We start from the raw sequence: 13066 nt of genomic DNA on the forward strand, positions 1-13066 counted from the left end.
GATAAGAGCAAATTCGCTCTTATCGGCATTTAAAATTGCGTTTTATTATTGCTTCACTTCCGGCAATGGCAGGAACAGAAGGTTAATCGGCAGGTTACTGCCGGATGCCGGCGTAAATACGATCGACACCGATTCTTCGGTATCTCCCGTCCTGTAAAGGACGCCTGCTTCGTTCGCATTGCTCAGAATAGTTGTATTCGTCGCGTAGACCAGCTTGTTGTTTACCAAGAATGCGCCGCCGTAATGGCCACCGCGCGGATTCAAGGCAATAAGCGTGTGAGGCTTAACGTGCCACAGGTTCAGGACGTACAGAGCACCGTTGTTGCCGTCGTTGGACATGGCGTCCCCTGTCAGAACGTCAAAGCCGGACAAGCGGGTATCTACCACTTTGTCGGCCAAAATCATGCGGGAAGGAACGTCGCCAATCGTCTGCAGAACGTTGATGCCGCGGTTCGCCTGTTCGAAGGTGCCGCGTACGTGCTTGCCGTCGCGAGGCAGAATCGGAAGCTGCGGAAGCGCCTGCAGCACGTCTTTGCTTGCATCTACCACGATAACGCTGAATTTGATCGGCGCGGAAGTCGTTACGTCGGCATACATCGTAATGACGCGGCCATTTACTACTTCCTTGCTGCTTAACGGGCTAAGTACAACACGGCTTTGTCCCGCGGGAATGGTTGTCACCGTTCCAACCGGATTAACGGTTCTCGACAGCAGGTAGTTCGCCGTAGCGGCCTTGCCTGCTTGCGTTACGTAAGGGGCTGGCCCCCCAAGACCGATACGCTCATCGGTTACGGTAGCTGCCGTGGAATTTTCGTTTGTTGCGACAATATAGACCTTAACCGGATTAGGACGGTTATTCTGGTTGTGGATCAAGAAACGGACATTGCCGTTTGCCGTATCCTGGTAATAAATCCCCTCGTCGTTAATCAATTCGGGACTATTGCTGCGGATAAACGTTTGCTGACCGTTCGAAACAACCGTATACGACTGCGTAGGAAGCTTAAGCACGCTTGCGCCGTCAATCGAGAACTTCTCTCCTTGATCGGTGTACAGCTGATCGAATTCCTGCTTCGTATACAGCGAATCGTTCGTAATCGTAATCGTCTGCGAGAACTCGCTTGTAAGGCCGTGAGCATCCGTCACTTTCAGCGTTACCGTCTGGTCGCCCGGTTCAAAGAAAGCTTTGGCGTTATTGACCCACTCGCGTTTCGTAATCTTATTCTCGTCATCGGTGCTGATGTCATTGTATTGAATAAGTTCGCCCATTTTGTAATAGGACTTGTCCGTCGCGAAACGCGCTTCGGGCGGAAGGTTCGGCGGGAGCACGTTAAACGTTACCGAATACGGATCACTCCATACGCCGTTCACATCTTGGACCCATTTGGTTACCGTATACGTTCCAGCTGCTTCGAATACGGTTTGTTTGCCTTCCCAACGTTCGTTCACGATGGCAGCGCCGCTTGGGGAATACGACATATCGCCATATGTTACTTCGGTTTGGCCGGCGTAAATAACTCCGCCGACAATGTTGAATTTGGCTACCGGCTTAGTTGTCCAGGTCAGGACAATCTTCTTCTGAGCCGGAATCGTCGACAATGTCATTCCGAACGGCTGAAGCACCGTACGAAGCGGGATCATCAGACTTCCGTTTTGCACAAAAGGCGCACCCGTAAACGTTGCGCGGGTACCATTTACCGTATAGGAAGACTTGTTTACCGCATAACGGAGTTCGTTAGTCGCGCTGCGAAGGACATACTCTTTCTTGTTCGCATCATAGAGCACGGATCCCCCGAGTCTGCCCGCAATGGCGGTAGCGGAAATATAAGTCGTGCCTTTCAATTCGGTGAGCGGCTGTGCAGCCATGTAAAGCTTGCCGTTATGGTACATCTGCTTTGTTTTCTGAAGAAGGATCAATTGATTTTGACCGCTGGAAGCACCTTGCGCCGCTACGGGAATGGCAAACAGCAAGAGCGCAGCAAGGACTACTAAGCTGACTTTCTTAAACATTGGATTCTCCTTTTCTCTTTGGGATGGTTTGAAGTGACATAGATTAAACGCATCCCGGAGCAAAAGGTTGCACCGGACAGCCTACTTTTTTAAGGCTCCCGCAATATGTTCAAATATCAGATTGCGAGATTTGACCGCTTCGTTCCTTCCGGCAAGTGCTTTACGAAGCATGATAACCAGTCGTTCTTCAGGCGCAACGAGCAGATACTGCCCGCCGTGCCCAAAGGCGAAATAGCAGTCAAACGCTCCGTTATGTTCGGCCGGCGACTGCCACCAATGGTATCCGTAGGCCCCGTAAATAGGAGGTTCATAGTGAAGAAGTCCTCGATGATGCCTCTTCGTGGAGTCCTGTACCCATGAGGCAGGCAGCAGCCTCCGCCCAAACCATTCTCCTTCCCGCAAATGCAAAAGACCAAGCTTGGCCAAATCGCGGCCGAATAACTGAAGCCCCGTACCTCCCTCATTGATCCCTTTATGAGAGGTCCATTTCGCTTGACGAAAGGCCATTGGCCTGAATAGGCGGCTCGTGGCATAATCAAGAGCGCTCTGGCCCGTGGCCGATGTCAGAATAGCCGATAAGAGATGGGAGCCTCCGGAATTATACAGATAGGCATTCCCGGGTTCGCTGATCATCGAGCGTTCCAAGACAAACCGGATGGGATCCGCGGCTTTTTTCATCGCTTTATAAGGCTTATCGAAGTCCGGCCAATCCCACCCGGAGGTCATCGTCAGCAGATGCTTGATTTGAATGGACGAGTCCGGCATTCCTTCGAAATAATCCGCAATGGGCTGGTCTACGCTTTGGATACGCCCTTCCGCTATGGCAACCCCGATAAGCGCGGATAACACGCTTTTCGTACAGGATAAGAGCGGTCCTACCGCATCCTCCCCCCTGGTATGCCACTCCCAGGCTATCGCATCCTCACGCATTATAATGACCGATGTTATCTTCCAAGCCTCCAGCCGTTCCTTCATTCCCTCCAGCTTCGATTCATCCAAAGCAGCAGCCGAAGGCGCAACGAAACGCAAATAAGGATCATCTGTCAAGGTTGTCAAAGTTGTCATGCCATTCATCCGCCTTTCCGGTTCTATGAGGATGCATCCGCAGCATCCGATGCGGCATGGCCGCCTTCCGTGCCTGCTTTCGGCAGCATAAGCATGGACAGCAGCACCGCGACGGACATGACGCCAAGGATCAGGAAGATCCGGTGAAGGCTATGCTCCAGCTTAAGCGCATCAATCGATTCCGAGTTTCCGGTGTTGAGCAGCAGGCCAAACATGGCTATCCCCACCGTCTGTCCTAGCGTACGGATAAAGTTATTGCTGCCAACCGCCGCTCCGCGCAGCTCCCAGCTTACGGCCGAGGTTACCGCCACGGTAAAGCTTGTTAACGACAGGCCAAATGACAAGCCCGACAAGCAGGTATAGATCATAAACAGCGCGATGGGGGTATGGGCATTCATGAGCATAAACCCGGCGCTGCCGGCAATGAGGAACACCGAGCCCGTTACCGCAATGCGGCGCATGCCATACTTGGCAATAAAATTGCCGGCTAGAATAGCTCCAAGGGGCCAACCTATGGACAGCGGGATCATCGCCATACCGGAGTACGTTGCGCTCTTTCCCGCTACGCCTTGGATCCACAGAGGAAGGTAAAAGATTGCAACGACATTGATCACGCAGAGCAAAAAGCTGATGGCGTTGACGGCGCTTATGGTCCGGATTTTAAAGATCTGCAGAGGAATAATGGGCTCTCTCGATCGTTTTTCGATATAGTAGAACAACGTCAGCAGAATCGCCGCAGCCGCTAAAAGCAAAATAATCTCGGTGTCGGATCGGGAAGCATCCGGCTCGCGAAGAATGGTCAAGGCGTACAGGAAAGCAAACATCCCTGCCGCGAAAGCCGCGATACCGGGATAATCGATATGGCGCTTCTGCTTCACGGACACTTCTTTCATCGATATCATCAGAAGAGCAAGCGCCACAATGCCAAACGGAAGATTCATATAAAAAATCGCCCGCCAGGACACGTAATCGACGAGAAGTCCTCCCGCAAGCGGCCCTGTAATGCCGGCTATCCCCCAAATGCTCGACATCCAGCCCTGGACTTTAGCCCGTTGCTCGAAGGGGTATAAGTCGCCGATAATGGTATATGGAATCGTGGTCAACGCCCCCGCTCCAAGTCCTTGAACCGCCCGGAACGCAATCAGCTGCGGCATGGCGGCCGCAAGGCCGGACAGCATGGAGCCAAGAAGGAATATGGCAGCTCCCGCGATAAACATTTTTTTGCGTCCGAACAGGTCGGACAGCTTGCCGTAAATCGGCGTTGTGATCACCGTAGCGAGCAGATAAATCGAGATAATCCAGCTGTACTGCCGGATCCCGTGCAATTCGCCGGTAATGCTCGGCATCGCCGTGCTTACAATGGTTCCTTCGATCGCTGCAAGGAAGGTCGCGACATACAGAGCAACGGTTACGGTACGTCTGTTGGTAGTTGTATTCATTATTTCTCCTTTCCGTACGTCTTATGACTTGGTAAAAATGCGAAACACTCTATTATGATCCTGGTCCGCGGAAAAGATCAATGTTTTTTCAGGTTTATGGGAAAGAACACAGTTAATTCGACCTACCGGAACGCAATGATTTATGTTAGCCTAAATGAAGCGATTATGGCTCAAATACGTTGATGATGTAAGGGATGAATAAACAAATGGGTTACGATTATTTAATATCCATTATTGATCAGTTCGGCTACGTCTCTCTTTTTCTGGTACTGTGCCTTGGCTTAATCGGACTTCCGGTTCCTAACGAGGTTGTCGTGATGACGGGCGGCGCGTTTGTTGCATCGGGCTTGTTGAGTCCTGTTCCCGCCTATTTGATGGTATTCCTTGGAATATGCTCGGCGATGACTTTTAATTACACGATTGGCCGGTTCGCGGGCAGCAAAGTATTCGACTGGTTCATGAGAAAAAAGAATATGGATAAATTCATCCATCAGGCTCAGAACATGAGCGAAAAATACGGCGGCTTTGCGCTAAGCATTGGCCTTGTTCTTCCCGTGCTTCGGCATGTGATGCCGTTTGTCGGAGGAACCAACAAGATGACGTACAAACGATTCGCGCTGTTTGCGTATCCAAGCGCCTTTGTCTGGACGCTCATTTATTTTATCCTCGGTACGTTTGTCGGCGACCGGGTGCAGGCGATTGGCGACTCGATTGCCGATAACGGCATGATTGTTGTCTACGCTTTGCTTGCCGTAGCGGCTGGCGCGGCAGCCTGGCTGTACATCCGCAGCCGCACGGCGAAGAAAAACGAGAAGGCTGGACGGCCGATGTAACGCAAAAAAACCTCCGGAACCCTGAAACACGGGGAAACCGGAGGTTTTCTTATTTGTACTTCGGATCCAATTTCTCTTCCGCCGCGTTCACCAGATAGTCAAACAGCTCGTCATCCTCCTCGAGCATGTCCTCTACCGCCAGCAGCTGATCCTCGTCGCCCGATTCGTGAAGGAAAAAGAGGCCGTATCCCCACTCCGTTCTCTTCCGGCTGTGAATGGTCATTTCATATTGATTGGGCTGGCCAAGCATTTCGAATTGAATGCGGCCTACATACCCTTCTTCCTTCGTGTAAGTCATCGAAGCATCCAAAATTTTAACATTATCCATTTTGTTCTATACTTCCTTCCGATCATTCGAGTTGGCGATTGAAATGGCTAAAAAGCCTGTCCTCTAATTGTATACGGTTTGCCGCATTCGTCAACAAATGTTCAAGGCGGTTAAGCACATTCTCATGGACGCCGTGATGAACGCCTATAGACGGCTTTGCATACTGTACAATACGGCAGCGGTTACCGAGGCCGTGTATCCCATGAGAGGGTGATTCTATGGCCATTGATTTAGTGGCGCTGCATTGGGTGTATCTCGTCTTCATCGTCGCCATTATCGGCTTTATGGTGATGCGCAGAGATACGTCGCTCATTTGTATCGTCGGCATCTTTGTGCTTGGCCTACTGGCAACCGAATCGCTGAGCGATTCCGTCAGCGGTGTGTTTAACAGCTTTATTTACGCCATTAAAGAACTAATGGGCACTATTCTCATTATATCCATAATTGTCGCAATGAGCCGGGTGCTGATCCGGACTGGCATAAATGAAGTGATGATTTCCCCGTTTGCCCGCTTCCTGCGAACGCCTACTCTGGCCTTCTGGGGAATCGGCCTAATCATGATGGTCACGTCGTGGTTCTTTTGGCCATCCCCTGCCGTAGCGCTGATTGGCGCCGTATTGCTGCCGGTTGCGCTGAGAGTCGGCCTTCCCGCATTGGGAGCCGCGATGGCGATGAACTTGTTCGGCCACGGCATTGCGTTGTCCGGCGACTACATCATTCAAGGCGCCCCAAAGCTGACGGCCGATGCGGCCGGCTTGCCGGTTAGCGATGTTATGGAAGCAAGCATTCCGCTCGTCATCGTAATGGGTCTGGTGACGACGGTTACGGCTTTCTGGATGATGCGCCGCGATATGAAAACCGGGAAATGGAATGACGGCATCATCTCCAAAGTGGAGGGCGATAAAGAGCTGACCGGCGAAGATGATCTCGCCTTCAAAAATGTACTGTCACACGGTACTAAGCTGACGCTTGCGATCTTGATCCCTTTACTGTTTGCCGCAGATGTGGTGGCCATGTTTATACTGGACCTGCAAGGCGGCGATGCAACCGCGCTTGTCGGCGGAACCGCGATTTTCATCCTGCTCATCATCACAATGCTTGCCCACAAGAACAAAGGCCTGGAGAAAACAACGAATTATCTGATTGAAGGCTTCCTGTTCGGCTTTAAAGTATTTGGTCCCGTCATTCCAATCGCGGCATTCTTCTACCTAGGCGACTCCGGCTTCACCGCCATCTTCGGCGATACGCTTCCAGCCGGTTCACAAGGCATCGTCAACGACCTTGGCGTTGCCCTTGCGAACAATGTACCCGTGAATGGCGAGGTAGGCTCCGTTACGTTGACGCTGGTAGGCGCTGTTACCGGTCTAGACGGCTCCGGCTTCTCGGGTATATCGCTTGCCGGCTCCATCGCCCATCTGTTCGGAGGGGCCATCGGTTCCGGCGTTGCCACCTTGACCGCTCTCGGTCAGGTTGCGGCGATTTGGGTAGGCGGCGGTACGCTTGTGCCTTGGGCACTTATTCCCGCCGCGGCAATTTGCGGTGTAAGCCCGTTCGAGCTGGCACGCCGTAATTTGAAGCCCGTTATTATCGGTCTCTGCGTTACTACGGTTGTAGCCATGTTTCTGGTCTAACCGCAAAAAAGGATGCTCACACTGGCGCAAGGCCAGAAGAGCATCCTTTTGTTGTTTACAAAATAATAAAGGCAAATACAATGGCAAGAGCAAAACGGTAATAGGCGAACCACGACAGGCTGAGACGCTTGATCAGGTTCAGGAAGGTTACAATCGCGATCATCGCAACGACAAAAGCAGCGATAAAACCGATAATAAACAGCGGAGCATCCGATGCCGTAAGGAAATCGCGGCTCTTGATCAAGTCGATGCCGCTCGCTCCCGCCATAATCGGCACCGATACCATAAACGTAAATTCGGCTGCCGCCTTTTGGCTTGCGCCGAAGAACATGCCGCCCGAGATCGTCGAACCGGAACGGGAGAAGCCCGGCCATAAAGCGAGAACCTGGAACATACCGATTGCAAAAGCTTGCTTGTATGTAATGTCATCCAGCTCTTCCGCGGTAATTTTCTTTTTCATCCGGTCTGCTGCGATCATCAGGATACCGCCTGCTACGAGACCGATAAGCACCGTTTCGGGGCTGAATAAATAATCTTTGATAAATCCGTGAAGCAAGACGCCCACTAATCCGGCAGGAATCATGGCAAGCACAAAGTGAAGGGCGTTGACGCCCGAGCCTTTTCTGAAATCGAATTTCAGCAGGCCTAGAAACTTTCTCCAGTACAACACGAGGACGGCAAGTACGGCGCCGAATTGGATAACAACCTCAAAGACTTTCGCGCGGTCATCCTGGAAGTTTAACAAATCTGCTGTCAGAATCAAGTGGCCCGTCGAAGAGACAGGCAAAAATTCCGTAAGGCCTTCAATGATGCCCATTATAATGGCATTAAATAAATCTCCCAAATGTAGTCCTCCATCTCCTAAATTTTCTTTCGCTTATTTTCTGATTTAACCAACCTTATTATCATAGCACAAGGTTGAGACAAGCGAAAGCAACCAACGTTTTAGGAGAAAAGCCGCATCCCTGCAACCGGAATACGGCTCGTTGGTCCTTATTCGTTAACGAGGTTAACGATATTGACGATGATTTCGATCTTGCGGATGCGATGCCGTTCCTTCTCGCGAATAATAAAGGTCAGCTCTTCGTAATCCTGAGGCTCCCCAACCTGCAAATCGGGATATTGGTTAAACAACCAGCCTCCGATCGAGTCCACGTCATGGCTTTCCAGACGGGAGCCAAGCGCTTCATTCACCTCGCTGATTAATGCTTTGCCGTCCACTATAAAACGATTCGGCTCGATGGCATCAATTTCCTTTACCTCATCGGCATCAAATTCGTCACGGATCTCTCCGACTATTTCCTCAAGGATATCCTCGATGGTGATCAATCCCGAGGTCCCGCCGTATTCGTCAAGCAGAATAGCGATATGCACCCGCTCCTGCTGCATTTTCCGGAGAAGCTTCTTGATGGGCATCACTTCCGGCACCGACATAACCGGCTGCAGCAGCGTCGCAACATCGGTCTCGTCATTGCCGAAATACTGCATGAAGAACTGCTTCGTATTAATGATGCCGATTATATTATCCTTGCTGCCTTTCGCAACCGGGAACCGCGTATATTGCTCACGCCGGATGATCGAGATATTGTCGACTTTGGAATTCTCGATAAACAAACAAACCATGTCCGTTCGCGGCACCATGATTTCCCTTGCTAGCCGTTCATCGAATTCGAAAATCCGGTTGACGTAGCTTAGCTCGCTTTGATTGATTTTACCGTTCTCGAAACTCTCCGACATGATGCTTTTGATTTCTTCCTCCGAATGAGCTTCATGCTCGCCCGTCGGCTTGAAGCCCATCAATCTGACGATACTGTTGGCGGAGCCGTTAAGCAGCCAAATAAACGGAAACATTACTTTATAAAATACGATAATGATTGGAGCCGCGGTTAAGCTGATTTGCTCCGGCTTGATGATAGCAACGGTTTTTGGCGCAAGCTCGCCAAGCACGACATGAAGATAAGTCACGGCCGCAAAGGATAAAATAAAAGAAAGCACATTAACCAGATTCCCGCCGATATGCAGGCTGTGAAACAAAGGATCCAGCAGGTCATGGACGGTTGGTTCGCCAAGCCAGCCCAAGCCGAGCGCGGTAATCGTAATGCCTAACTGACATGCTGACAAATAACTGTCCAAATGCGTAATTACATTTTGCACCGCTGCCCCGTTTCGGACGCCTTCCGCGACCATTTGGTTCACGCGGCTGGGACGGAGACGGACGACTGCGAATTCTGTTGCAACGAAAAATGCAGAACAAAACAGCAGCACCGCAAACAAGATCAGTTTCAGAACCATAAGCGTCTCTCCTCGGCACTGTTCGTAATTACATGTATTTTACCCTTCCCGTCCGTTTGTGAATCCTGAAAAAATAAACCGTATCCGAATCAGTAAGATCCGGACACGGTTATTTAACGTTTCTTATTCATTTCCAACTTATTAATATCCAACTTCGACGGATGCGTTAACAATGTAGATGAGATCGTTTTTGTCGTCCTTGTCCGGCAGTAAAACTCCGCTTGTCGTCATCATCCCGCCATCCATAATTTCCACGGTGACCTGACCGTATGGCAATACGGCCTTCACCTGCTCCACGTCAAGCAGCTCCTTGTCGCAAGGAACCGCCAGCTTGACATGAACCCTCATATTGTCGAGCGTCCCGCCCGGCAGAACCGAACGCAATCCTGGCATCGAGTTATGATGGATCGCATTCTGAACCGCTCTTACCGCGGCTTTGGTTACGTTCTGACCGTGCAAATCACAGCCCATGCCAATCTCGATAAAAAATAATTTGTCCATCGTCTTTCCCTCCGTTACCAAGGTACGTCATCATCCTGAGCGGACGATTCCTCCACATACGGCTGTATAGCCGGTTCTTCTTCCTTGACGTTAGTGCCGATAATCGGCAGGAGCTGCTCTAAATCCGGAGGCAGGAGCAATTCGACAGGCGAAACCCCTTTCTCGAATTGGAACGCGTCTCCTTCAATAACCGCAACGTAACGTCCGTTATGTTTAGCGAAATGCAGTGTAATCCCAAAGTCAGCGAGCAGCCCTTTAACCGTTACCCCGCCAAGCTTGAACGAAAACGGTAAATCCGGTTTTTGTTCAACAAGCGCAGCCGAAGCCGTACTTACCTGTTCATGCGTCCAATATTCCTGAAGCTCGCGCTTCTCGCTGGCAGCCCATACCTCGATCGCATTCTCTTCTTCGCGTCTTTCCGCGCTTTCCGGCTCGGTCTGCCACTTATCCTCCATATACTGCTGAACCATGCCAAGCACCTGTTCGCCCATTACTTCGGGAAGCGGCTTTTCATAGGACACAAACTTCAGAAAATCCTCGAAATAACGGGCGTGCGAAGCCTGATGGATTTTCAGCTCCCAATGGTCAAGCGAGCCTTCCTCCGGCATATGCGGATATTGAATCGACTTCATCCCGCGTGCGCTGATCGCCATCTCGACATGCGATATCAGGCTCCGTTCATCGGAAATTCTCGCGATCTTTGGTTCGAAATCGCATTTAAGCAGGAATAGGAACGGCTCGTCGAAATACGTATTGAGCTTTGCCCGCGCAATGATAAACGCTCCGCCGCGAACGGCGGTCGTATCCATATAGATATGTACCAGCTCGTCGGCGATTCCGATAAAACGCTCTTTCGTGTCGGCTTCCCGCAAACGCTGGAATAAGTTATAGTTCTGGTTGCTTCCCAGTTCGTAACCCGGCTCAACCATGAAACGGCCGATTTTCGTAGGCGCGTTTTCGGTATTCGGGTTGCGTTCTACTTTTCTTTTTACGATTCGCGTAAATTCCCCGTCGAGAAACCGTTTGATTTCGCTGTCTTCATAATCGTCTTCCTCCAGCGTCTGAAAGTGCTTATACCGCTTTGCGGAAGAGCTGTCCTCGCCATCCGTTACAATAACAAAGAAAGAGAGATATTCCAATCTGAAATCCACCTGTACATTTTCCCCCATAACCTAGGCTTATTAATCATTCCGAATATAGGGAGCCTTCTGATAGCCGTATGCCGGCTTCAGCTCCGTATTGTCAAATCCGCGATGCCATACCGGAGTTGTCGAAGGCGACATTGGCGGGATGAGCCAGGACCACCTGCCGGTTAGCAGCCTTTCGTTATTTTTCTCCTGCTGGGCGAACCGCATGAACTGCTCCGAGGCGGTATGATGGTCCACAATGCTCACGCCATGTTTCTTGTATGAGTGAATGACCGCGACATTCAGCTCGACGAGCGCACGGTCCTTCCACAACGATGTATTAGTCGACGTATCAAGCCCCATTATCCGGGCAACCTCGGGCAGCTTATTGTATCGGTTGAAGTCCGCCAGATTGCGTGCTCCGATCTCCGTCCCCATATACCAGCCGTTGAACGGCGCGGCCGTATATATCAAACCGCCGATCTCCAGCTTCATATCCGAAATAAAAGGCACCGCGTACCATTGCAGCGCCAGCTCCTCAAACCGTTCGATTTCGGGATGAGTCAATGGCACTTCCTTCACTAGCCCCTCCGGGAGCTCGTACCAGCATGGAGGATCGTTATTCACCTGTACAACAAGCGGCAGCACGTCAAATGCCGTCCCCGCCCCTTTCCAGCCTAGGGCCGCGCATGCTTTGGTAAAATCCAAGGAGGCCGGATCCCCCAAAATTCCGCTATCCGTTTCGTAACCTGCATACCGCACAAGCTGATGGTTCCAGATCCGGATCCGCCTGTCCCCGAATTGCGGCGCGAATACCGTAATGGCTGGACGGACCCGCCCTTCGTTCGTCGCATACTTAATGTGATTAAATATCTGTGCCGCGATTTGATCGGCGTCCTGTAAAGAACGCGCGTCGATGACCTCAAGCGATTGCCAGAATAGCCGGCCTATGCAGCGGTTGCTGTTCCTCCAGGCCATCCTTGCTCCATGCCGAAGCTCCTCTAACGTATGCACGTAATAGCCCTTATTCTCAATCGACTGCCCGATTTCCTTCAGACGCTCCGATGCCTCCATTTCCGTCTTGCCCAGCTCGCTATAACAATTGGCGATAAACTGCTCCGCCTCTTTATACAATTCTGTGGCAATCATGCCCGCACCTGCTCTCTATCCAGCAACTTTCTTCTTACGATAACGCATTTTGAAGGCCCATGCCACCTTGCGAGTTGTCAAAAACGGCGCGTTCACTTATTGTTCACGGATTCATTTAACCGGGTTGTCACAATTGGCTTCCGGACAGCGTACGGCAAAAGAAAATCGCCTTCTCCCATGCGGCAGGAGGAAGCTTATGCAAGCTTCTCCGGCCCACTCGGAAACAGGCGATTCAAATCTCTCATTGTTCGTTTTTCTGACGGCCAAGCACCAGAAGAACGGTAATTAAAATAAATGCGGTCAGCGCCATCAGCGGGATGGTGATGAAACCAAGCCAGTTCAGATAATCGTAGTTGCATGGAATTCCTGAGCGGCAAGGCATCATATCGCCCACCTTCGGAAACCAAATTTCGAAGTTATGGTAGATCGAGATCAGCATTCCGATAATGCTAAGCGGCAGGACATAGCCGATGATGCGACGGTCGCCGCGGTAAGCCGCAATCCCGAGCAGAAGGACCTGCGGATACATGAAGATTCGCTGGTACCAGCACAGATCGCATGGAATAAACCCGCGAATTTCGCTGAAATACAAGGATCCGCCGGTAGCAACCAAAGCGACAAGCCAAGCCAAATATAAACCATATCGCTGAAACCAGCTTTCATAGATTTCGGATTCGGTTGTCGTTGTCAAGTT

Annotated in this window: 12 protein-coding genes; 2 read left to right on the forward strand and 10 right to left on the reverse strand. The window is 51.0% G+C overall.

Features of this window, described 5'->3' with window-relative positions:
* Positions 1-45: 45 nt before the first annotated feature.
* The 3 genes from EV294_RS07445 to EV294_RS07455 form a co-directional block, all read right to left on the reverse strand.
* The gene (locus EV294_RS07445) at positions 46-2007 is read right to left on the reverse strand and encodes a stalk domain-containing protein (RefSeq protein WP_132305440.1); all 1962 of its coding nucleotides are present in this window, start codon (positions 2005-2007) and stop codon (positions 46-48) included.
* A gap of 81 nt (positions 2008-2088) precedes the next feature.
* Entirely contained in the window at positions 2089-3072 is a 984-nt protein-coding gene (locus EV294_RS07450; RefSeq protein WP_243711593.1) for a serine hydrolase domain-containing protein, read from the reverse strand.
* A 23-nt stretch (positions 3073-3095) separates the two neighbouring features.
* Complete coding sequence (locus tag EV294_RS07455; protein ID WP_132305442.1) at positions 3096-4511, reverse strand: MDR family MFS transporter; 1416 nt, start codon at positions 4509-4511, stop codon at positions 3096-3098.
* A gap of 194 nt (positions 4512-4705) precedes the next feature.
* On the opposite strand from EV294_RS07455, the gene EV294_RS07460 reads away from it, so the two are divergent.
* Positions 4706-5344 (forward strand): DedA family protein, encoded by a 639-nt coding sequence (locus EV294_RS07460; RefSeq protein ID WP_243711594.1) that lies wholly within the window; start codon positions 4706-4708, stop codon positions 5342-5344.
* Positions 5345-5393: 49 nt separating this feature from the next.
* Here EV294_RS07460 and EV294_RS07465 read toward each other — a convergent pair whose 3' ends face one another.
* Entirely contained in the window at positions 5394-5672 is a 279-nt protein-coding gene (locus EV294_RS07465) for a hypothetical protein (RefSeq protein WP_132305444.1), read from the reverse strand.
* A 218-nt stretch (positions 5673-5890) separates the two neighbouring features.
* Here EV294_RS07465 and EV294_RS07470 point away from each other — a divergent pair, with 218 nt between their 5' ends.
* The gene (locus tag EV294_RS07470) at positions 5891-7303 is read left to right on the forward strand and encodes a hypothetical protein (protein WP_132305446.1); all 1413 of its coding nucleotides are present in this window, start codon (positions 5891-5893) and stop codon (positions 7301-7303) included.
* Positions 7304-7358: 55 nt separating this feature from the next.
* Here the strand turns inward: EV294_RS07470 and bacA are convergent, their stop codons facing one another.
* The 6 genes from bacA to EV294_RS07500 form a co-directional block, all read right to left on the reverse strand.
* A complete protein-coding gene (gene bacA, locus EV294_RS07475) occupies positions 7359-8147 on the reverse strand; it encodes an undecaprenyl-diphosphate phosphatase (RefSeq protein WP_132305448.1) in 789 nt (262 codons plus the stop codon).
* 149 nt (positions 8148-8296) lie between these two features.
* Positions 8297-9595: a hemolysin family protein gene (locus tag EV294_RS07480; protein WP_132305450.1), complete on the reverse strand. Its 1299-nt coding sequence runs from the start codon at positions 9593-9595 to the stop codon at positions 8297-8299.
* A 141-nt stretch (positions 9596-9736) separates the two neighbouring features.
* A complete protein-coding gene (locus EV294_RS07485) occupies positions 9737-10096 on the reverse strand; it encodes a Lin0512 family protein (protein ID WP_132305452.1) in 360 nt (119 codons plus the stop codon).
* A gap of 14 nt (positions 10097-10110) precedes the next feature.
* Positions 10111-11247, reverse strand: coding sequence for a DUF3900 domain-containing protein (locus tag EV294_RS07490; protein WP_165930611.1), 1137 nt, complete (start codon positions 11245-11247; stop codon positions 10111-10113).
* 30 nt (positions 11248-11277) lie between these two features.
* The gene (locus tag EV294_RS07495) at positions 11278-12372 is read right to left on the reverse strand and encodes a nitric oxide synthase oxygenase (RefSeq protein ID WP_132305454.1); all 1095 of its coding nucleotides are present in this window, start codon (positions 12370-12372) and stop codon (positions 11278-11280) included.
* A gap of 241 nt (positions 12373-12613) precedes the next feature.
* On the reverse strand, positions 12614-13063 hold the full coding sequence (locus EV294_RS07500; RefSeq protein WP_132305456.1) for a disulfide oxidoreductase: 450 nt from the start codon (positions 13061-13063) through the stop codon (positions 12614-12616).
* Positions 13064-13066 lie beyond the last annotated feature (3 nt).

It is taken from the genome of Paenibacillus sp. BK033 (assembly GCF_004345425.1).
In the GTDB taxonomy this organism is placed as follows: Bacteria; Bacillota; Bacilli; order Paenibacillales; family Paenibacillaceae; genus Pristimantibacillus.